Origin of the sequence: Paraburkholderia caffeinitolerans (assembly GCF_902859945.1) — a bacterium.
Taxonomy (GTDB): domain Bacteria; phylum Pseudomonadota; class Gammaproteobacteria; order Burkholderiales; family Burkholderiaceae; genus Paraburkholderia; species Paraburkholderia caffeinitolerans.
The window spans coordinates 33,290-54,740 of record NZ_CADIKL010000023.1 but is presented as its reverse complement, the minus strand read 5'-3'; the positions used below and the strand labels follow the sequence as shown (position 1 = coordinate 54,740).

Here is a 21,451-nt window from a genome sequence, read left to right as displayed (position 1 = left end):
CCAGGACTTGCTCAGTTCTTCGGCATTAACTTCACGTGCGCTTTTGATCGCCGATTCGATATCTGGTTCAGGTTCTTGCAGTCCGGACACCATCTGCCCTTGTTGCGCACATTGTCGAAATTCGCCTGCCACACGTGGCCCCGATGACATTGCCAGGTCAGGTGGCTGCGGGCGTTGGCATAGTGTGACGACAAGCACTCGCCGCCGCGCTCATGCGCCACCCGGCGGGCGTCGTCGATTGTGCAGCGTTGCGCCTCGACCGCGCACATCCAGCACCACCGGCCAGCCAGAATTGCCGAGCCCTTTGCAGTCCATTCGTGGCCTTCGCTGCAGCGAAACCGGTGGCCACGCGCGGTGCCGAGGTAGGTCTCCTCCAGGCAGACACCGCCCCGCGCCGTGGCGCGCTCGCGTAGCATGGCCAGCCCGTGCGCATGCAGCAGCGACTGGCCCGCCGTGCTGGCCGCGCACGCCGGGCACCATGCGCCACGCAGAACGATCTGCCCGGTCGTTTCCCAGATATGCCCTTCGACACACCGAAACCGGTAGCGCGCCACCCGGCCGTCGTAGCGACCGGCGAGGCACTGGCCGCCATGTTGACGCGCTGTTTCCTGCAATCGCGCAAGGCCATCCGCCGATCGCTGGCCATCGCGCCCGCAGCGGCGGCACCAGCCGCCGGAATACAGCACGCTGCCCGCGTATCCTTCCCACACATGCCCGGCGGCGCATTCGAACGTATGCCTCGCCGCAGTGCCCCGGAAGCTTTCAGACAGGCACCGCCCGCCATGCACCGCGGCCGCCGCCTGCAAGCGTGCCAGCCCGTCTGGCAGGAGCCGCGCGCGCTTGCGCGCACAGCTCTTGCACCAGCTGTTGTGGTAAAGGACTACGCTACCCCGGGTTTGCCATTCATGACCCTGGGCGCACCGGAACCGGTAGAACGCGCTCGAACCAGCGTAGTCCGTCGACAGGCACGCTCCGCCGTGGCGCGCGGCGATCGCGCGCAGCCGCTCCAGTCCGTCGGACAGGGGGACACCGCGCTGCGCACCCGTCATGGCAGCGCAAACGTTGCAGCGCGCTCCACGCAGCAACGACTGACCCAGGCACGACCACGTATGTCCGGCGGCGCATCGCAGCCGGTAGCGTGCCGCCGTGCCCCGCCACGAGCGATCCAGCACAGTCGAGCCTGACGCCGCGGCTTGCGTGTGCATGCGCCCGTTCGCCACGATCCGTGCGCATTCGCGGCAGCCAATCTCGCGCTGCCGGATCAGGTTGCGTGCACTGATGTGTGTGTCGTGCCCATGCACGCACGCGAACCGGTGTTTGACCTTGATGCCCAGCCAGGTCTCGTCCAGGAAGACGAGGCCATGCTTGTCCATCGCACTGCGCAGCTGGGAACCTGAACTGAGCGCCCGGACAGATCGACAGGGGAAGGGTGCATTCGGTAAGGAATCCGTATCTATGCTCAGACCAGCGGCGACGTGCCGCGCAGCAGTCGGCCACGCGCCAGCTCCGAGCCATTGTGGGCCGAAATGAACACGAGTTGCACAAAACTGTTCGCGCAGGCGTACCGGACGAACACGCTTTCCAGCACACGCGCGAATGTGCTGAGCGCGTAACCCGCGAGTGCTGAATCATCAACGCTCAGGCGAACACGCAGTCCACGTTCGAGCCGCGACAGCGGTTCTTCGACGATCCACTCCATCGCGGTTTCGCTCGCGAGTCCCACGATCGCATCGATCTGTTTGGCCGCGGGCTGCGACACCTGGGGCACGTGACCCGAGAGCAGTTCCCTCAGCGCCGGCAGCCCCGCCTGGTTCAGGAGAAACGTTCCGGGAGAAAGCATGCTGACGAGGTTCCAGTAGCGGCCTGTTTTTTCCGGCCGGGGCAGGCTAGCCGTTGGCCGCCGCAGCATGACGACGCGGCTTCCAGGCGCGCCATCTATCTTGGCAAAATCGCCCGCCGGGGCGCCCGGGTCGATCGCCGCTGGCAAACTACGGTTGGTGCATCGCAGATCCGCCTCGATCTGTTCGACGCCGTCAAGCTCGATGAGGCGGCCGTCCAGGCCCATGAACGAGAGCAGCGTGTCCTGCCCTGCAAGGAGTTCCGGCAGCCGTTCGTCACGCTCCACGGTCCAGAAAAACGGCTCGCGCGTGCCGGGGCCGCGTGGGCCATCGTGGTGCGCCAGCGATTCGAAGCCTGGAACCGTCATCGTCGACGTGCCGCCCGCGCCCTGCACGACCGCCCGGACGGCGTCGACGGTCCAGACCGCGATCTGCCCGGACGCAAGGGCTTGCGGCACGAGCGGATAGAGCGGCGCCGCGATGTCCTTGAGCGCAACGGGTTCGGCTGGGCACGGGAAGAGGTTGATCGCCGGCGTGCACGACAGCCGGAAACTGGCGGATCGCAGTTGAGCCAGCGCGCGAGCGGCGAACGAATCCGGGTGCAGGCCACGCACCGGAACGTGCAGGCTGACGCGACTGTGCGGACCGGCGCCGCGCAGCAGGGTCACCAGGTCGATGTCGAGGAAATCGAATTTCTGCGGGAACGCGAAATACTCCAGCAAGAGGCGAAATGAAGAACGCCTGCCGTCGGCACGTTCGATCAGCGCATCGTCGTCATCGAAGCCGGCGGGGCTGACCGGCACCTGCGGCAACGCTGTCCATTGCCCGCTTGCGTCGAGTTCAACAAATGCACCCAGCGCGCGTTGTAGCAGCGCGTCCATGGTGGCGGCCACAACCGGCGGGGTGTCATCCACGAATACCCGAACCGTGTCCGGTACGATACGCCGCAGGTCCATGCCTTCGATCAATGCATCGAACGCAATCGACATGATGCCGGTCGTCCCTTCAGGCAGGCGCACGCCGGCGGGCGCGATTGCCGGGAGGCGATACCCGGCGTCGGCAATCCGCAGCGGCGCGAGCGTGACGTCGTACGCGGTCTTGAAGCGATATTCGCCGGTGCGGGTCTTCAGGTCAGTGCGCCGGCTGACGATCGCAGGTTTCTTCAGTTGCGCGAGCGCCGGGCTGTTTTCGAAACAGGCGATGGTGCAGGAAGGAAATGCCCGCAGGTATTCCGGGTATGCGAGTTCGAGCAGCGGTTTGGTGAACTCGGGAACGTCGTCATCAAGACGCGCGCTCACGCGCGCGTTGAGCAGTGCTGCCGACTCGATCATCCGCTCGACCTGTGGATCTTCCGAGCGCTGGCCGGAGAGCGACAGGCGCGCTGCGACCTTGGGATAGCGCTCAGCGAATTCCGCCAGCGAAGCGCGTAGCTGCCCGAGTTCGCGCTCGTAAAATGCGATCAGGTCGTCCATCGTGGATTGGATCGGGAATGGAGCCGTAACAACGCGCGAGTGTACGCAACAGACCTCCTCATTCACTATCAGAGCGGGATGAAAGAAGACAGGAACGTGACCGAAATTAAAGGTTCATCGAGGATTACCGGGCGAACGCAAACGTGATATCGGCTTAGCCAGGCTGTCCAGCGACGCTATTCACGCCCGGACGTCGGCAGGCTTGAAATAAGCTTCGCTCCGCAGGACGTCCTGTGGCCGTCGAAGGCCACCGCAACACCATCGACGGTCACGTTGGGGTCGCCTTCAACGATCACACAGTTCTCGTGCCCCGCCATCGGACAGGAGCAATGGTCGCCCACACCGGCGACGGCCCGCCCCATGACTGTCGATTGTTCACGGCCCGTTTCCACGCGACCGCCGTGACTGGTCGCATCGCCTATCCGAATCACACCACGCACGGTCTTCTCCCATTCATGATATTCACCACCGGCTCGGCCGCCATATCACCATCAGGGCGAGCGATATTTGAACGGATCAGCACCGCGGTGCTCCGCGTTGCCCGCCTTGCTCGCCTCGTCGGGCGGACTCACCATCACGATGCTGGCCGTGCCGTTATCCATCAGGTTGACCGTCGCACTCGCACCGCCTTCCTGGTAGTTCGCGATTGTCGCCAGGCACAACTGCACGAGCGCCGAGCTCACGCCCGTATTGCCGATGCGCCGGCCAATGTCGTAGCCCTCCTTGACCTCACCAATATCGATGCCCTGCGCGTTGCCATGCAATGCCTGCGTTAGCGGTATGGTCCACTCCCGGTTCAGCGTTGTGTCATAGAACACTCGGGCAGGTTTAGCGCCTGCCGGCAACGTCGCCATGGCGTCCGCCCAGCCCGATTGCAACGCCTTCACCTGATCCGCCCGCTTGAGCGGCTTGCCCTGGTCGTCCGTCAGCTTGATGTCCACCGGGCGATGCAGATAACCCAGCAATGGCGCTTCATCGAACTCCTCAAGCTGCCAGTTTGCCCATCGCACGGGCAGGAACGGACTCGGCCTGAATTCGCCCGGCCCCTTGTTGTCGATCTGCTTCCAGAGTTCGGGGAGCTTCGATATCCACCAGTCGGTTTTCATGGTACTGGTGCCGTATATGCGGCCCGCAGCCTTATCTACTTCATCCTGATATTTGTCATCCTCGGCCCAGTAGAAATTCCAGAGTTTGATGATGTCGTACTGGGTTTTGGTTTTGTCGATGTCGCCAGGAACAGGGACGGCGTAAGGACGCACCAGACGGTCCACTCGATCTGTGCGGGCAACCAGCAATCCGCCCATGCTGTCCGGCACCGGTGGGATAAAAGAGCCACGCCGATCTTTAGGCATACCAGGCGTATCCAGCCCCCAGCGGTACTGCATCCCGTCCTGGCTCACGATCAACGCAGCGGGGACGTCGGGGTGTTTGTCGAAGAAGTCGAAAAGCTCGGTGAGCGCCGGCGCCGCGCTGCTGGTGTTGTGGTCGTCAAGCCACAGGAACTCCGTGACCCCCAGTCCCGCATTCTGCCGCGCAGATGCAATTTCGAAGGCAGCGCGGTACGGACTGTCCTTACCCTTTGGCGGTCCGAGCATGATCACCGGTACAGGCCAGTGATCGACGGCTTCGCCGGCAACGTAGCGGAAAGCAGCACCAGTCGCAATCTTCGAGAAAATCTTGCGTTCATCCGGATTTTCTCCATACCGTTTCGGGTCGTCCGACAGAATTGACGAATAGTTATCGCCTTTCGCCTCAATCTGCTTCCAGACCGTATCCTGATGCCGGCCCGTAACCGCCAGTCCAATGGCGCGAATCTCCAGCGCATACTGCGGCCCGGTTCCAGAGAGGACACGCGCTTTTTCCGCATTCAAGGTCGATGGGACCGATGCCTCGGAAGCCATTGCAGCGGAAAGGGGGGCCGCACCGTTCTGTTCCTGTGACGCGCGCCACATCCAGTGCCCCGCGAAAACCACCGCGAGCACGCCAGCGATGATCAACACGCCATTACGAATCGTACTGCTCATATGCGGAACGTATTCTTCTACCAACGACATTCACCACCATCAGGGCGAGCGATATTTGAACGGATCAGCACCGCGGTGCTCCGCGTTGTCCGCCTTGCTCGCCTCGTCGGGTGGACTCACCATCACGATGCTGGCCGTGCCGTTGTCCATCAGGTTGACCGTTGCACTTGCCCCACCCTTCTGGTAGTTCGCGATCGTCGCCAGGCATAGCTGCACGAGCGCCGAACTCACGCCCGTGTTGCCGATGCGGCGACCAATGTCGTAACCCTCCTTGACCTCACCAATATCGATGCCCTGCGCGTTGCCATGCAATGCCTGCGTCAGCGGTATGGCCCATTCCCGGTTGAGCGTCGTGTCATAGAACACGCGGGCAGGTTTCGCGCCTGCCGGCAACGTCGCCATGGCGTCCGTCCAGCCCGATTGCAACGCCTTCACCTGATCCGCCCGCTTGAGCGGCTTGCCCTGGTCGTCCGTCAGCTTGATGTCCACCGGGCGATGCAGATAACCCAGCAATGGCGCTTCATCGAATTCCTCGAGCTGCCAGTTGGCCCATCGCACGGGCAGGAACGGGCTCGGCCTGAATTCGCCCGGTCCCTTGTTGTCGATCTGCTTCCAGAGCTCCGGCAACTTCGCTATCCACCAGTCGGTTTTCATGGTGTAGGCGCCGAAAAAATGTCCACCAGATGCCTTGTCGGTTTCGACCTGAAATTTCTTTTCCTCAGCCCAGTAGAAGTTCCACAACTTGACGATGTCGTACTGGGTTTTGGTCTTGTCGATGTCACCAGGAACCGGGACGGCGTAAGGGCGCACCAGACGGTCCACGCGATCCGTGCGGGCAACCAGCAATCCGCCCATGCTGTCCGGCACCGGTGGAATGAACGCGCCACGCGGATCCTTTGGCATTCCGGGCGTCCTCGCAGCCCAGCGGTACTGCATCCCGTCCTGGCTCACGATCAGCGCTGCGGGGACGTCGGGATGTTTGTCGAAGAAGTCGAAAAGCTCGGTGAGCGCAGGCGCCGCGCTGCTTGTGTTGTGATCATCCAGCCACAGGAACTCCGTGACCCCCAGTCCCGCATTCTGCCGTGCATCTGCGATTTCGAAGGCAGCGCGGTACGGACTGTCGTTACCCTTTGGTGGTCCCAGCATGATCACCGGTACAGGCCAGTGATCGACGGCTTCGCCGGCAACGTAGCGGAACGCGGCTCCAGTCGCAATCTTCGAGAAAATCTGGCGCTCGTCCGGATTTTCTCCATACCGTTTCGGGTCGTCCGACAGAATCGACGAATAGTTATCGCCTTTCGCCTCAATCTGCTTCCAGACCGTATCCTGATGCCGGCCAGTAACCGCCAGTCCAATGGCGCGAATCTCCAGCGCATACTGCGGCCCGGTTCCAGAGAGAACACGCGCTTTTTCCCCATTCAAGGTCGATGGGACCGATACTTCGGAAGCCATTGCGGCGGAAAGAGGGGCCGTGCCCTTCTGTTCCTGTGACGCGCGCCACATCCAGTGTCCGGCGAACACCACTGCGAGCACGCCAACGATGATCAACACGCCATTACGAATCGTACTGCCCATATGTGGAACCTCAAGGCCGGTACTTTGCCGGTATTGGTAAGAGCCAAACAAAATATAGGACGCCCAGACTATCACGAGCACTGTCATTGCCAGCAGATAGAGCCGCAACCTGGGGCGCGTGGTTTCCTTCAGATAGTTAATCATTGGCGTTTCTCGCGATCCCGGAAGGTTTCGGCATCGACCATTTTGGGAGGTGTTGACGGCACCAGGTTTTGCGGAAACTCTCCCCTGGAGTAGTACCATGCGCCATTCTCGATCAAAGCTTTGGAGTCTTTATCAAGCGGATCATAAAATGGATTACTGACTAACTTATCCAATGACTTGAGATCGATCTTCCAGTCAGCAATCGCAATCAACAACCTACGCATATCAGGATCATCGAGGCTTCTAGCCTGCCCGATCGCCACATCCAACGCCGCCACGCGGCGGATATTGTTGGCGTCACGCAATATCGCCGAGTGATACGAGTTCTTGTCCCACGCCTTCTTGTCCGTCTCGAGACGCTCCCGTATTTCATTCGGCGTTTCCGGTCGCCAGTAGGTGAGTGCGCCACCGCTGGACAGTTCCACGGAATCTATATGGTCTTCCGGATCTGGCGATTTGCTGTTGTACCAGTCGACAATCTTCTTGTGATCGGCACCAATCAGCGAAGCCGGTATGTCCAGTATGGGATGGCCGCGGATGGCCGTGGCGTTCGGATTGCCGATCAACGTGTTGCGTGACACGTAATCGGGCTTGTCCTTGCCCGCATGGGTGACGTCACCCTTGACGCCCTCATCGCCGTACAGGTTCGGAGCGTAGGGCGGCACTATGGCCTCGGCATTGATCAGTCTTTGCTCGAACTTGCGGTCGCTGCCCACGATGGTCCCGTCGTAATACGCAGGCGGCTTGCCAACGAGCCGCCGCCCGCCAAGATATTCGGTCGGATTTTTGCTCCATAGCCGTTGATAGAAGCGGTGCTGCTTCAGCGCGTCCATCGCCTTGAGCTGGGTGGTCGATTTTTTCGGCATTCCGAGCACTTTCTTCGTCCCCTGCCATGTTTCCTCGACCGTATCCGGCACCCCATGCGTGCCGATGCCCTGGACATTCGGCAGGTCGACCGTGGTGTCGTCGGTACAAAAATACAGATAGACCTTGCCGCGATTGTCGCGCTCCGCAAACACGTGAGTGGAGCCGTCCTTGTCGAGGCGAGTCGCCTGCGTATGGGTCCATCCTTTACCGGTACGGCCACCATGCAAAGGATTGGTCGGCTCCAACTGATCGAGTGGCGGATTCGGATTGGGAGACGACGTGACGGCCTGGACGATGTTAATCAGCGTGTTGAGCTTGCCGCGCAACGTGTATGGCGTGGCGCTCGGTTGAACCAGTTGTGCCGCGATCGGCTCGGTCAGGCTGTAAGGCGAATCGACCATGATCACGCAATCCGCGCACGGCTTTTTGTCTTCTGCGAGAAAGGCCTGCGCCAGCAGCGTGATGAGGGTGCCCTGGCTGTGCGCCATGATGGTGACCGTTTCGTTCGGATCGACCTTGCGGATCTCGTGCACGAGCATGGCCAGGCGTTTGGCAGCCAGCACGAAATAATGACGCTTCGGACTGTTGCTGCTGTACTGATAATCGCTCATCATCATTCCGGCAACCTGGTTCAGCGGGTTATCTGTCCAGCCAGGATCGAACATCGCGGGGATGTTGGTGGTCGCGTTGTTGAACATGCCACCGCCCTTCGCGAAATGCTTGCTCAGGCGGTTGCCGTGGATGTCCTGGTACTGCCCGCGCAGTGTCGACGGGTTCTTCTCGCCACCCTTGATTTCTTCCGGCGCCGCGCGGTATCCCCAGTAAAACGGGATGAACATGCTATGCGTCTGATTCGACCCTTCCGTGATTTCCGTGCGCTGATACAGGTACGTGTCTGGGTCGTACTTCGTGTCCTTCCACTGGTCGAAGTCCGGATCTTTGAAGTTGTATTGCAGTGCCTTGGCGAAGGCGGCACCATACTCCCCCGGCTTCAGATCCCTGCGGCTGAGCCGTTCGTTGAGCCCTTCACACAGACCTTGCTCGATATGATCGTAATTCGCGCCGGGATCGTTGACGCCGTGCAGAAAAATCACAACGCCTGGCCTGTCTCGCGGTACTGCAATCTGTTTGTCGCCAGCGCGGTTTGAATGCGTAACGCCCGCGCCCTCGGCGATCGTATGATGTCCATCAAACTGGCTGCTGTTGGCCATGATTCGTCCTGTTACGTATTCAAAGCGGCGGCTTCAAGACTTCGGTCTTGACGGCCGCTGCGCGGCTGGCTCGCCGCGCGCCTGTCGTTGCCGGAATTCGCCGTGATTTCCCTGCTTATTACCCGTTGCCGGTCGGAGCCGGGGGCTGCAGGATATCGATTTTTGCAATGCGCATGGCCTCGTCTTTCACGAGATCGGTCAGGCCGTTCGCATCACTCTTGCCCTCGATCACGCGCCCGTCGTCGAGCGTGATCCGGTAGGGTCTGTTGGCCGCGGCCACCGTTTCACCCGCTTCATCGGCTGGGTAGTGCAGCCGGAACCGCTGATCCGTGGGCTGATTGTTGAAGGCGGATTTCGGCGCCCCCTGCGTCGATGGCCCACCCCATTTGTGCGAAGCCGACAGCAGCCTGATGTCACCGTTGGTGCCGAGCGTAATGCCCGAACCGATTCTGATGTAGCTGCCGTCTTCCGCGACGAACAGGATCGTGGGCGCGGTGACCAGCACCTCGTTTTCGTTGCTGCTGATCTTCACACCCTTCTGCGCGTTGGCCGTCAGTGCATCAGCCTGCGCCTGCAGCAGCACCGGACCTTCACCGGCGATCGCCTGGATGCCGGTGCCGCGTGCAAATAACTGCATGCCCTGGCCCGCCGTTGCGTTAAAGCGCTGCCCACTCATGAATTGCAGATGCTGCTGGGCGACCTGATCGATGTTCTGTCCCGCGTACGTCACATGCGTCTTCGGCGTGACGTTCACGGAACCGGCCTGCGCGCCGAATGCCATCAACGCCTGCGCTGCGCTGGTCGATGGGGCAGTCCCGCTCTCTGAGCTTCCGGCGGCGGGCGACCAGTTTTTGAATGCATCCGCAACGGCTGTCTGGCCACCCGTGTCGGCCGCCTGTCCGCCATGCTGTCCGGCATAGTCGCCCAGTGACTTGAACAGCTCGGTGCATTCGCCGAGTAGCTGGATCAGCTCTTTTCGATCGAGCTGGTTGCCGCTCGCCTGGGAGCGCGCGTAAGTCGTCAACAAGATGCCCTGCGCGGCCCGCAGCGCCGCCGCGGCATCCGTTCGCAGTTCGGCGCCTTCACCGCGGTTTGCCCCCTGGCCGTTCTCACGAGGCTGGGTCAGAAAACCCAGATTGAGCTCAGACGTGGCATGCTGGCTTGATAGCTGCGCGCTAATCTGCTGCGGCGTATCGTCCAGGCGCAACTGGTTGTACCGCTGACCATTGATTTCCTGCGAACGCATGCCCGAGAGATAGCGGTTGCCTGGCAGATTGCCGGTCCGGCTGAACGTTGCCGGCATGTTGGCGCCATTACTGAAGACCCCGGCGATATACATCTTGTCGGGATCGCCGTTCGCAAAATCCAGCAGGACCTCCATGCCGGCGCGCGGCGGTGTCTGATTGCCAAAGCTGTCTCCGGCCCAGCCCGAGAGCATCCGCACCCATGCACTGTCCGCTGGCGTGCTGCTCGTGCCCGCGCCACTGGCGTGCTCGTGGTCGGCCGGGTCGAGCCCCTGGATCTGCACCTTGTACCGCCCGTATGCGTCGGTGTGAACCTGCTCGCCATCGGGCGCGACAACCGTGCCTGTAATGGGGTACACGCGCGGCAGGTCAACACGGGGATCGTAAGTGGGTGTCAGCGGTGTGCCGCGCGGAACGCCACTGAACGTGTTTTCGTAGCGGCTCGCGGACGAGCCGTCGAATGCCGTCGGGCGTGCTGGCGTGTCGATAGACAGGGGCGTGGCCATGGCCTGCCAGCGGCTGGCCGTAAAGAGCACCTGCGCACGCTCGTTCAGATCCTTGGGCAGGTTGTTCTCACCGGCGTGGTTCAGCGACGTAATGACGATACGGCGCTGCTGCTCCGGCAACTGGTCCAGTTCCGGATGCCCCGACACGCTGATCCAGAAGCCGACCTCAAGGTCGCGCACGCCGCTCGCACCCTTGACGATTGCCGAACGTGCACCGTGGGCCAGCAGCCGAGCCATGCCGAGGCGCTCGTAGTCATCTGGCGTATCGGCGATATGGGGCGAGTCGATCCTGGCATCGGACAGCAGGGCCGCGAGGTCATTGCCCGCCGGTCCCTGGTCGACCCGTGTGGGTGCGCGCACCTGGTCGACCCGGCTGGGCTTGAGGTCCCAGCTTGCCCGCCGCATCGAGCCCGCTACGAGCTGGCGCCCCATCGTCAGGAGCGTAATCGCATCCCGCGTCCCCGTTGCAGCATCGGAGTGATAGGCAACGGCGCCCGCGTCCGCCTGCCTGAGCTTGATGGCGTTATCGAACAACACGAGCGCGTGGAACGGCTGCTTCGAGAGGTCAGTATTATTCTGGTCGCCACCCGCGCGAATAAACCATGCGATACCCTCACGCCGGCACAGGCGGCGAAAAAAATTCGCATCGGACTCATCGAACTGGAGCGTCTGTTCGCGCACGGGATATTTCGACATATCCAGATTCGATATATCGAGATCAAACGTTACGCCCAGTGTCGAGCTTTTGCGCCGCCACTCCTGAACAAGGGTCTGGATAATCTCGACAACGCTTTTTGTGCGAAAAATACGCGTGTTGATGCGCTGTTCCATGATCGACACGGCGTCGCGGACCACCAACTGATATGTCGCGAGCGATCCGTCGGATTCCCCCTCGTGGGCATCCGTGACGATCGCGCAGATCGAGTGCAGCGCGCCCTGGTCGGTGACCAGCTGGACCGTCACCGGCTGGCCGAGAAAAAGCTGGAGTGGCGCGCCGATCGTGGTGGAAATGCAGGACAGGCGGCCTTCGATGCCCCCACACAGCCCCTCCCGAATATCGAGCCGCTGGATGAGCAGCAGACCAGCCAGATCCTTCTGCGAACTGCGCCAGTACAGGCGAAACGGGCGGCTATCCTGTGAAGGCAGGGCGCCGGTGAAAACGCGCTGGAGGGCTGGGTAGTTCACAATCTGTTCCCCGTATTCAGGCCATGCGGCTGTGCGCAATAGATAATCCAGGACTACCAGGAATGCGCGGATATTAAACCCGGATTACTCAGACAAAACCGGGTGAAACTATCAGGACACCAATGCACTGTCAATTTTTAACAGTGCGAATTTATTAAAAGCATTATTTAACTAATTCGTCATTTCATCGGAAAATACTGTCATTCTGGCCAGTCGTCATCGTCGACCAAGCGCAGTTAGCACACGGTCATTCAAGGTCTGCTACTTCTCAACAAGTGGGCCGCCCCCGCGCGAAAACGGGATAGGGGACGGTCAGTTGACCTGACCGATCCCCTCCCACATACCGGCATGCAGGTCCGCACCGAGTGGTTGGAGCAGTTGAGGTCATCAGGCTTGTGATTTCCCGACCTGCCGCCCATGGTTGTTTGAGTCCGATCCGCCGTCATGGGCATCGTGTCCGTGGCAAGTGCCGCGCAACAACTTCGGCATGGCGAACACGGCGACCAGCAGCGACGTCAGGATTACCCCCGACGCGATAACGATCACCAAGTCGCGTCCCGGCAGCGGCTTCGCAAGCAATCATGCAAAAAAGCCGGACGGCGCGTCATGCGCCCTCCGGCTTTTTCTTGATCGGCCCGCGCGGGGCGTTACTGCACGATGGTCGCGCTCTGCACCAGCGACTTCACGAGCTTTGCGGCGCCCGCATCCATGGACTCCGCGATCATCTGGCGGCGGATCTGATCCTTCACGGTGTCGAACGACGGCACGCTCATGGGGCGCTTGTCTTCGAGCCTGACCACCACCCACGCCTGGCCCGACTGCAGCGGCTGCTGCACCACGCCGCCCACCGGCAACTTCGCGAGCGCGCGCGCCACTTCCACCGGCACGCCGCGCGTCTTGCCCTCGACCACCGGCGTCTTGAAGCTCACCCACGGCATTTCGCCGCCGTTTTCCTTCGAGGGGACGATGCTGAACTTGCGCGCGAGCGCGTCGAACGGCTTGCCGGCCTTCGCCTGCGCAATCACGCCCTTGGCCACGGCCTGATCGGCCAGCACGATGTACTGCGGCTTGTACTCGTATTTGCCTAATTCGGCGTTCACGTTGTTGTAGCGCGCCCGGATCTGGCGCTCGGTCGGCTCCTGCGCATGCACGTTGTCCTGCAGCCACGACTGGATCTCGACGTCCACCTTCTCGGCGTCGCTCGCCTGCTGCACCTCGGGGCGCTGGTCATAGTGCGCGCGCGCCGCCTGCTGGCGCACCACTTCGCGGATAATCAACTGCTGCTTGAGCGCCGCGCGCAACTGGGGCGTATCGACGTCGTTGCCGCGGCTCACCGCCGTGCTCACCGCGCTGTCCATCGCGGACTGCGGAATCGCCACGCCGTTGACCGCGACACCGCTGGACGGTGCGGGATAAACGCTGTCGACAACCGCGAGCCCTTGCTCCCCAACGCGAGCCACGAGACTGACCGGACGCAGAAATTTCGCGGCATAGTCGATCAGGAAAAGAAACGCGACCACGGAAGCGAAGCCGAATAGCGCGGCGATGAACACCTGGAACTGGTGCACCTCCTCCTCGCCCATCCAGCCCGCCGTCCTGTTGGCGAACAACAAGGTAAAAACGAACAACCCCGAAATGCCGCGGATGATGTTATCGCGCAGCAGCGTCGTGGCGATGATGCGCGGGGTGTATTGCCCGCCGGCCACCTGGATGGCGACGAGCAGCGAACCGAACGTAAACACCAGAAACGCCAGGTCCGCGGAAACGATGTCACCGAGCAAGGACCGGGCGCCCGTCATGGACAGCCCGAAGAACCCCGTTTCCGGATCGAGGATCCCTTGCTGGATCATCCACCGTCCCAGCATTTCGGTCAGCGGCTTCACCACGGCGTAGATCGCCACGGCGATGAGCGGCACCGTCCACAGCGAGGACCTGATGTAGCTCTTCAAGCTGTACCAGCGATTCCAGCCCATGTCTGCTCTCCCCTGAGCATTCACGTTGCAGCGCAAACCGGTTGAGCATCGCGATCAGCATGAAGAACCGGCCGCGGATGACGAGAACGCCAGGTGTTCACGTCCCCGCATGTTCGCGGGCGGTCAGCGCCGTTTCAGAAAAATCGACTTCCCGCATCAGCTTGCTCAACGTCTCGTCATTGATCTCGTGGGCGTTGCGCAATGCCAGCAGCGCAGCGCGCTCCGCGCGTATCGCCGCCAGGCTGATCTGAACTTCCAGTGCTTCCACGCGGCGCATTTCGTCCGCGGCATTGCCGTCGTGGGTGAGCGTGGCGAGCCGCCGGCGGTACAGGCCCATCACGCGTGCCGTCGCATCCGCGGCGAACGCGGTTGAGGACTCGCCAATATCCGCGGTGATGGTTCGATGCAGGTCGTCGATGGCGCGGATGGCGGCTTGCGCGGCGACTTTGCGCGCGTGCTGTTCCTCACCCGCATGGGCATCGTGTCCGTGGCGCGCGCCGCGCAACAACTTCGGCAGTGCGAACACGGCGACCAGCAGCGACGTCAGGATCACACCGGAAGCGATAACGATCACCAGGTCGCGTCCCGGCAACGGCTCCCCGCTCGACAACGCAACGGGAATCGACAACACCCCGGCAAGCGTTAGCGCGCCGCGCACCCCGGCGACCGTCATGATCGTCACGGTGCGCAGCCCCGGCGCCGCGTTGATCACGCCGTGCCTCGCCGCGCCACGGCTTGCAAACCATTGCAGCAGCCAGACCCACGCGAAGCGCATGGCATAGAGCGCGAGCGTGACTGCCACGACATAGCCGAACAGTCGCAACACGGCGCCATGACCGGTCTCGTGAGCATCGAGCAGCGCGCCGCCGATAATGTGCGGAAACTGCAGTCCCAGCAGGATGAACACCATGCCGTTGAAGACGAACTCGACCATGGCCCAGGTACTGTTCGCGCTCACGCGCGTCGATACCGAACCGGCGCTGGTGATGGTCACGTAGTTCATCATCATCCCGGCGGCGACCGCCGCGAGAATGCCGGAGCAATGAAAATGTTCGGCGAACAGATAGGCGGCGAACGGGATCAGCAACGTCAGCACCACGCCGGACGCCGGATCGCCCCCGCGCGTCACGTTGCGCAGGCGCCGTATCACGATGGCGAACGACCAGCTCACCGCAGCGCCTAGCGCAAGGCCGCCAGCTGCGATGATCAAGAAGCTGATCGACGCTTCGCGCAGCGAGAACACGCCGGTCAGCGCGGCCGCAATCGCGAACTTCAGGGCGACGAGGCCGGAGGCGTCATTCATCAGCGCTTCGCCCTCGAGAATATGCATCAGTTGCGCGGGAATGCGGTTCTTGCCGGCAATGCCCGCCAGCGCAACCGCGTCGGTCGGCGACAGCACCGCAGCGAGCGCGAACGCTATGGGAAGCGAAACGGCCGGCACGAGCGCGTGCACGAAGTAGCCGACCACGAGCACCGTCATGAACACGAGACCGAATGCGAGCGCCAGGATCGACCGGCGCCGCATGAAGAACTCGCGTTTCGGCGTGCGCCATCCGTCCGCGAAAAGCAGCGGGGGAATGAAGAGCAGCAGAAACAGTTGAGGATCGAAGGTGACGGACAGCCCGAACACGGGCCAGGCAAGGAAGGCGCCGATGGCGATCTGGACCAGCGGCAACGGCACCACGCCATGTAGAAGCCGCATGACGAGGCCCGATACGGCGACCGCGAACAACAGGATCAAGACGGTGAAAACGATATCCATCGGCGTCGTCAACCTTGAGGAATTGAACCTGAATCGAACCTGCTTGAACGACCGGATCGGCGCGGCGGGGCGTGGTAAAGGTCAGCCGCCCAGCTTGATGATGGCCATCGTCAACAGAATGCCCACCGCGATCATGGCGATACCGGCCTTCATGGCCCCTGCGCCGGTATAGCGCCCGAGTGCGATGCCGGCGATGAAAAGCATCGCGAGGGTGAGCACGCGCGAAGCGATGAGCGCCGTCGTCACGTCCTTGACGACGAGAAATGGCACCGCGACCGGAAACGTGCCAAGAACAACCAGAATAAAGATGCCCAGCGCGCCGACGAAATCATCGAGCACAAAATTCGCCCGGGGCGGCAGCGTAGCGGCGGCGGCAAGACGCGCGCGGATGCGCTCGAGGTCGGCATCTTCGACGAGCGGCTCCAGATTCTCGGGCAATGCATCGCGCAACGCCCGTACAGCGACCGCCGGGTCCTGCTCGCGCTTGATGGTCTGGGCGAGTTTCAGCCGCTGCCCTCGATCGACGAGCGTACGCACGAGATACATCACGGCGTCGGCGAGGCCCCAAGCCAGATTGCATCCGAGTGCGGCGAAGAACATCTTGTTCCCCTCATCCGCACCCGCGGTCACCGCCTTGACGGCGCCGACGAACGTCAGCGCCATAAACAGACCGAAGCATATTTCGCAGACGCGGTCGACCGTGTTGAGAACCGGTTCACGCCGTTCGGGTTGGGCGTGTCCAGCCGGCATAATCGTGCTCATAGGGCCTCGACTCAAGGTAGGGAACGAGACGGCGCACTGGCTGTTAATAAGGGCTGCTGGTACGAGCAGTATATGAAAAGCGCTGACAGTCTGGCTCCCTTATTTTGTCGGATGGGGCGCGCCGGGGCGGCGCCAATGTTCGCAAGCAACCATGCAAAAAAGCCGGACGGCGCGTCATGCGCCGTCCGGCTTTTTCTTGATCGGCCCGCGCGGGGCGTTACTGCACGATGGTCGCGCTCTGCACCAGCGACTTCACGAGCTTTGCGGCGCCCGCATCCATGGACTCCGCGATCATCTGGCGGCGGATCTGATCCTTCACGGTGTCGAACGACGGCACGCTCATGGGGCGCTTGTCTTCGAGCCTGACCACCACCCACGCCTGGCCCGACTGCAGCGGCTGCTGCACCACGCCGCCCACCGGCAACTTCGCGAGCGCGCGCGCCACTTCCACCGGCACGCCGCGCGTCTTGCCCTCGACCACCGGCGTCTTGAAGCTCACCCACGGCATTTCGCCGCCGTTTTCCTTCGAGGGGACGATGCTGAACTTGCGCGCGAGCGCGTCGAACGGCTTGCCGGCCTTCGCCTGCGCAATCACGCCCTTGGCCACGGCCTGATCGGCCAGCACGATGTACTGCGGCTTGTACTCGTATTTGCCTAATTCGGCGTTCACGTTGTTGTAGCGCGCCCGGATCTGGCGCTCGGTCGGCTCCTGCGCATGCACGTTGTCCTGCAGCCACGACTGGATCTCGACGTCCACCTTCTCGGCATCGCTCGCCTGCTGCACCTCGGGGCGCTGGTCATAGTGCGCGCGCGCCGCCTGCTGGCGCACCACCTCGCGGATGATCAGTTGCTGCTTGAGCGCCGCGCGCAACTGGGGCGTATCGACGTCGTTGCCGCGGCTCACCGCCGTGCTCACCGCGCTGTCCATCGCCGACTGCGGAATCGCCACGCCGTTGACCACGGCGATCGCTCCGGCGGGCACGCCCGGGGAGGTCGATGCCGGCGCGGGCGCGGTTGCCGGCGTGGAAGCCGGCGCCAGCGAGAGCGCCGGCGGCGGCGCGGGCGTGGTGACGACGTCGGCAGGAAGCGGCTGGGCCTGCACGAGGCGGGGCAGCGCCACGCTCAGCGCGACCAGGACGAAGGCGCTCTTGCGCAGCGTGCGGAACAGGGGGGACATGCGGGACATCTCGATTCACTCCAATGGGTCAGGCCGGCTGGCCCGCCGCGCATTATCGCCTGCTTGAGCCAAAAAGCCGATCCGCCGCAATCTAGCGGATGTTTCAACAGAAAACCGTCAATTCTTGTCAAAATCACGGGCCGACAAACCCGGCTTTGACGCAACTCAGCACAAAAATCGGCCTGCTTCGTGGCCGCCACGATAATTCTTTTCAAGATCAACGCCTTGGCACAAATGCGGACAGGTTGTCCACAGCCCTTTCCACGAAATCTGGGGATAACCCTCCGCACCCAAGGTCGCTTGTGCGCGATCAATCGTGCCGATGCCGCCTGGCCGCAGGCCAATGAGACGCTGCTACCGTGCGCCGTCGTTGCTGGCCAAGCCGTCAATCAAGCCGCAGATTCACCGTATTCAGGATTGCCATGACCCGATTCACTCGTCCGCACACGTTCGCGGCCACGCGCACGCCGCAATCATCGAAGGCCGAACGGCCGATGTCGATCGGCCTTCCCGCCCGCATCGTCTGCGCGGAAGGCCTGGCCGCCCAGGCCGTGACGCGCCACGGCGCCTGCGCGATCGATCTCGCACGCACCGGCTCGCTGCCGGCTGGCGCCTGGGTGCTCGCGTTTCGCGGCGTGGCGCGCGCGGTCATCGACGCCGAACGCGCCCGCGACATCGACGCGACACTCGATACGCTCGAAGCCATCGCCAGCGGCGAGCTCGACGGCGCACATGCCTCGCTGGGGCTCGCGCATTACTTCACGGCCGTGAATCGTCACGGCGGCGCTTGCCGTTCCGTTCAGGAGCGCGGTCGGGAACGCGCGGCTGGGAACGGTAAGCGCCGCGCGCCGGGTTAGTTGCCTTGCGGCTGCGGCGTCGGCGGCGTGTATTGCGCGCCCGCGCTATTCCCGCCAGCGGAATCGTCGGGCGTGGGCGTGGGCGCGAGCATCGGCTCTTGCGGCGGGTAGGGTGCCTGCTGGGGCGCCTGATCCTGATGCGCGGGCGGCGGCGCCGAAGCGCCAGCGCTACTGGAAGCCCCAAGCACCGGCGGCTGGCCGAACATGCGCGCGATATCCGGCGGCACGGCAGCCGCCGACGCTCCCGATGCCGCCGCTGATGCCCCCGACGCCGCTGCCGCGCCCGCTTGCGCAACACCGCTCGAAGGCGGCACTTCGGCCGGTTCGGGCGCGGGCGCGACCACGGGCCCGGCCGCTCGCGACGCCGGTGCATGAGCCGGCGCACGCGGCGCAACGGCGGGCGTCTTCGAAGCGAACAGGCCGTCCATCCACGTCTTGAGCCGGTCGCGGAAGGTCTCGAATGCGCCCGGCTGGACTTCGGTGTCGAAGCGCGCGCGCGGATCGACGATGCGCGCCCGCAACGCGCGCGAGAAGAAGTCGCCGACGATCGGCAGCGCGCTGCGCGCGCCCTCGGTCTGGAGCGTGACGCGCCCGTCGTCGAAGCCCACCCATGCGCCCGCCACGAGCTGCGGGTCCATGAGGATGAACCAGCCGTCCGCGTTGTCCTGGGTCGTACCGGTCTTGCCGGCCACGTCGGCGCGAATGCCGAAGCGCGAGCGGATGCTTGCGCCCGTGCCGCGATTCACGACGTCACGCATGGTGTCGAGCAGCGTACGGTCCGCCGAGGCCGACAGCGCGCGCTCGGGCGAGGCGCTCGCGAATTCCGCCAGCACGTCGCCCTTGCTGTTCTCGATGCGCGTGACCATGCGCGGCTCCATGTACTCGCCGTCGTTGGCGATGGTGCTATACGCCGACACCATCTCCTTCAACGTGACCGGGCTCGTGCCGAGCGCGAGCGACGGCACCGGCTTCAGCTCGCTGTCGCGCACGCCCATCGCGCGCGCGAGGCGCGCGACCTTGTCCGGGCCCACCGCCTGCATCACCTGCGCCGTGATGCGGTTGCGCGAGAACGCGAGCGCGTCGCGCAGCGACATCGGCTTGTTGCTGGGCGGCACGTCGTCGTTGGGACGCCAGATCTCGCCGCCTTCGAGCGGCATTTCCACCGCCTGGTCGACGATCGTGTCGCTGGGCTTCGCGCCGGCCGCGAATGCCGCGCCATAGACGAACGCCTTGAACGTCGAGCCCGGCTGGCGGCGCGCCTGCTGTACGTGATCGAACGGCTCGCCGGCGAAATCGCGGCTGCCCACCCACGCCTTGATCTGCCCGCTGCGCGGGTCGATCGCGAGGAAGCCCGCCTGCACCGTGGTCTTGTCCTTGCACAGCGCGCGCATGAAGGTGCGGTCGGCGGCGAGTTTCTTGAGCGCGTCTTCGTCGCTTGCCCCGCCGTCGCGCGCGCTCTTGTAGTCCGGCGTCTCGCGCATGAAGGTCTTGAACAGGTCGTTGCCGACAGTGCAGCCGTTGCGCCCGCTCCACACGCCGTTCGCGCTGCCCTGCAACTGATTGGCCTGCTGCTTGAGCGCGGCGGTAGCCATCGCCTGCAGACGTGAATCGATCGTTGTGCGTACAACCAGACCGTCGGAGTAAATGTTGTAGTCGTTGCGGTCGGCCCACGCGATCAGCCATTTGCGCAGTTGCTGCGCGAAATGCGGCGCGGGGCCGGGCGGCTCGGTCTGCCGCTCGAAATCCAGGCGCAGCGGCTTCTTCGAGAGCGTTGCGTCCTGCGCGTCGGTCAGCTTGCCGTACTTCACCATCTGCGCGAGCACGGTGTTGCGCCGCGCGAGCGCGCGCTCGGGATTGATCACCGGGTTGTAGTAGGCGTTGCCCTTGAGCATGCCGGTGAGCGTCGCGGCCTGCAGCACGGTCAGTTGATCCGCGGAAACGCCGAAGTAGGTGCGCGCCGCCATCTCGATGCCGAACGCGTTGTAGAGGAACGGCACCGTGTTCAGATAGGTTTCGAGAATCTGCGGCTTGCTATAGACGGCCTCGATCTTGAACGCGGTGATCGCCTCCTTGATCTTGCGCGTGAGCGTGGGCGCGCGGCCGATCTCGTCGGGGTAGAGATTGCGCGCGAGCTGCTGCGTGATGGTCGAGCCGCCCTGGCGATCCCCCGAGAACGTATGCAGCGCCGCGCCCGCCGTGCGCTTGAAGTCGATGCCGTGGTGCTCGTAGAAGCGATGATCCTCGGTCGAGATGAGCGCGTCGACCATGTGCGGCGAGATCTGCGAAAGCGGCACCCACTCGCGGTTCGAGGGCTTGAATTCGGCAAGCAGCTTGCCGTCGGCGGAAAGAATCCGCGCGGGCTGGTCCACGCGCGCCTTGCGGATGTCGCCGATGCCCGGCGTGAACGGAATCAGCACGATCACGTAGAGCACGAGCGCCGCGGGCAGCGCGCCGATCGCGATGAGGATGCCGCGCCGGGTGGGATGGCGCAGATGATGTAGCCCCTTGCCGAGCCACGGACGCACGAACGCGCACAGGCGCGACATGAGGGGCTTCAGGCGGGAGGACCATTTCGCGGCTTGAGCGCGGATCAACGACACGGAACGCTTCACGCGGGACTTAAGGATCGGCTGGCAAAGCGTGCATCGTACCAAAACTGCCGGGCACGGCTTTTATCGCGCCGATGGCCGCGCGAACCGCGCCACTGCCCTGCTTCATGACATTGCGATGAAAAATTCATTCCGGCGCACGGAAGAATCTTCTCCACCGCAGGCCGATTTTCCGGCGGTCATCGATCCCTACACTCCTGACGCTGCTTGCCGGCCTTCGCCCGCAGCAGGCCTTTTCCAAACGC

General features: G+C 63.3%; 13 protein-coding genes. 1 reads left to right on the top strand and 12 read right to left on the bottom strand.

Annotation, left to right across the window (positions count from 1 at the left end):
* Positions 1 to 11: 11 nt before the first annotated feature.
* From HV773_RS21595 to HV773_RS21545, 11 genes are all read right to left on the bottom strand, one after another.
* Positions 12 to 1,373 carry a hypothetical protein gene (locus HV773_RS21595; protein WP_175196632.1) on the bottom strand — a complete coding sequence of 454 codons (1,362 nt, stop codon included), beginning with the start codon at positions 1,371 to 1,373 and terminating at the stop codon, positions 12 to 14.
* Positions 1,374 to 1,459: 86 nt separating this feature from the next.
* Positions 1,460 to 3,310, bottom strand: coding sequence for a type VI secretion system baseplate subunit TssF (gene tssF, locus HV773_RS21590; RefSeq protein ID WP_175196630.1), 1,851 nt, complete (start codon positions 3,308 to 3,310; stop codon positions 1,460 to 1,462).
* Between the two features lie 176 nt (positions 3,311 to 3,486).
* Entirely contained in the window at positions 3,487 to 3,750 is a 264-nt protein-coding gene (locus tag HV773_RS21585; protein ID WP_175196628.1) for a PAAR domain-containing protein, read from the bottom strand.
* 51 nt (positions 3,751 to 3,801) lie between these two features.
* The gene (locus HV773_RS21580) at positions 3,802 to 5,334 is read right to left on the bottom strand and encodes a type VI lipase adapter Tla3 domain-containing protein (protein WP_175196626.1); all 1,533 of its coding nucleotides are present in this window, start codon (positions 5,332 to 5,334) and stop codon (positions 3,802 to 3,804) included.
* 39 nt (positions 5,335 to 5,373) lie between these two features.
* A complete protein-coding gene (locus tag HV773_RS21575) occupies positions 5,374 to 7,053 on the bottom strand; it encodes a type VI lipase adapter Tla3 domain-containing protein (protein WP_246282353.1) in 1,680 nt (559 codons plus the stop codon).
* Positions 7,050 to 9,131 (bottom strand): T6SS effector phospholipase Tle3 domain-containing protein, encoded by a 2,082-nt coding sequence (locus HV773_RS21570; RefSeq protein ID WP_175196624.1) that lies wholly within the window; start codon positions 9,129 to 9,131, stop codon positions 7,050 to 7,052. The genes HV773_RS21575 and HV773_RS21570 overlap by 4 nt, the downstream gene beginning before the upstream one ends.
* Positions 9,132 to 9,249: 118 nt before the next feature.
* Complete coding sequence (locus HV773_RS21565; RefSeq protein WP_377729822.1) at positions 9,250 to 12,069, bottom strand: type VI secretion system Vgr family protein; 2,820 nt, start codon at positions 12,067 to 12,069, stop codon at positions 9,250 to 9,252.
* 644 nt (positions 12,070 to 12,713) lie between these two features.
* Entirely contained in the window at positions 12,714 to 14,039 is a 1,326-nt protein-coding gene (locus HV773_RS21560) for a DUF2254 family protein (protein WP_175196622.1), read from the bottom strand.
* A 97-nt stretch (positions 14,040 to 14,136) separates the two neighbouring features.
* Complete coding sequence (locus HV773_RS21555) at positions 14,137 to 15,801, bottom strand: Na+/H+ antiporter (RefSeq protein ID WP_175196620.1); 1,665 nt, start codon at positions 15,799 to 15,801, stop codon at positions 14,137 to 14,139.
* A gap of 81 nt (positions 15,802 to 15,882) precedes the next feature.
* The gene (locus HV773_RS21550; protein ID WP_175196618.1) at positions 15,883 to 16,563 is read right to left on the bottom strand and encodes a VIT1/CCC1 transporter family protein; all 681 of its coding nucleotides are present in this window, start codon (positions 16,561 to 16,563) and stop codon (positions 15,883 to 15,885) included.
* Between the two features lie 217 nt (positions 16,564 to 16,780).
* Entirely contained in the window at positions 16,781 to 17,740 is a 960-nt protein-coding gene (locus HV773_RS21545) for a peptidylprolyl isomerase (protein ID WP_175196616.1), read from the bottom strand.
* 422 nt (positions 17,741 to 18,162) lie between these two features.
* Between HV773_RS21545 and HV773_RS21540 the strand changes: the two genes are divergently transcribed.
* The gene (locus tag HV773_RS21540) at positions 18,163 to 18,597 is read left to right on the top strand and encodes a HypC/HybG/HupF family hydrogenase formation chaperone (protein WP_175196614.1); all 435 of its coding nucleotides are present in this window, start codon (positions 18,163 to 18,165) and stop codon (positions 18,595 to 18,597) included.
* On the opposite strand, the gene HV773_RS21535 is transcribed toward HV773_RS21540, so the two are convergent.
* Positions 18,594 to 21,143: a penicillin-binding protein 1A gene (locus HV773_RS21535; protein WP_175196612.1), complete on the bottom strand. Its 2,550-nt coding sequence runs from the start codon at positions 21,141 to 21,143 to the stop codon at positions 18,594 to 18,596. The two genes, HV773_RS21540 and HV773_RS21535, sit on opposite strands and share 4 nt — an antisense overlap.
* Positions 21,144 to 21,451: the final 308 nt, after the last annotated feature.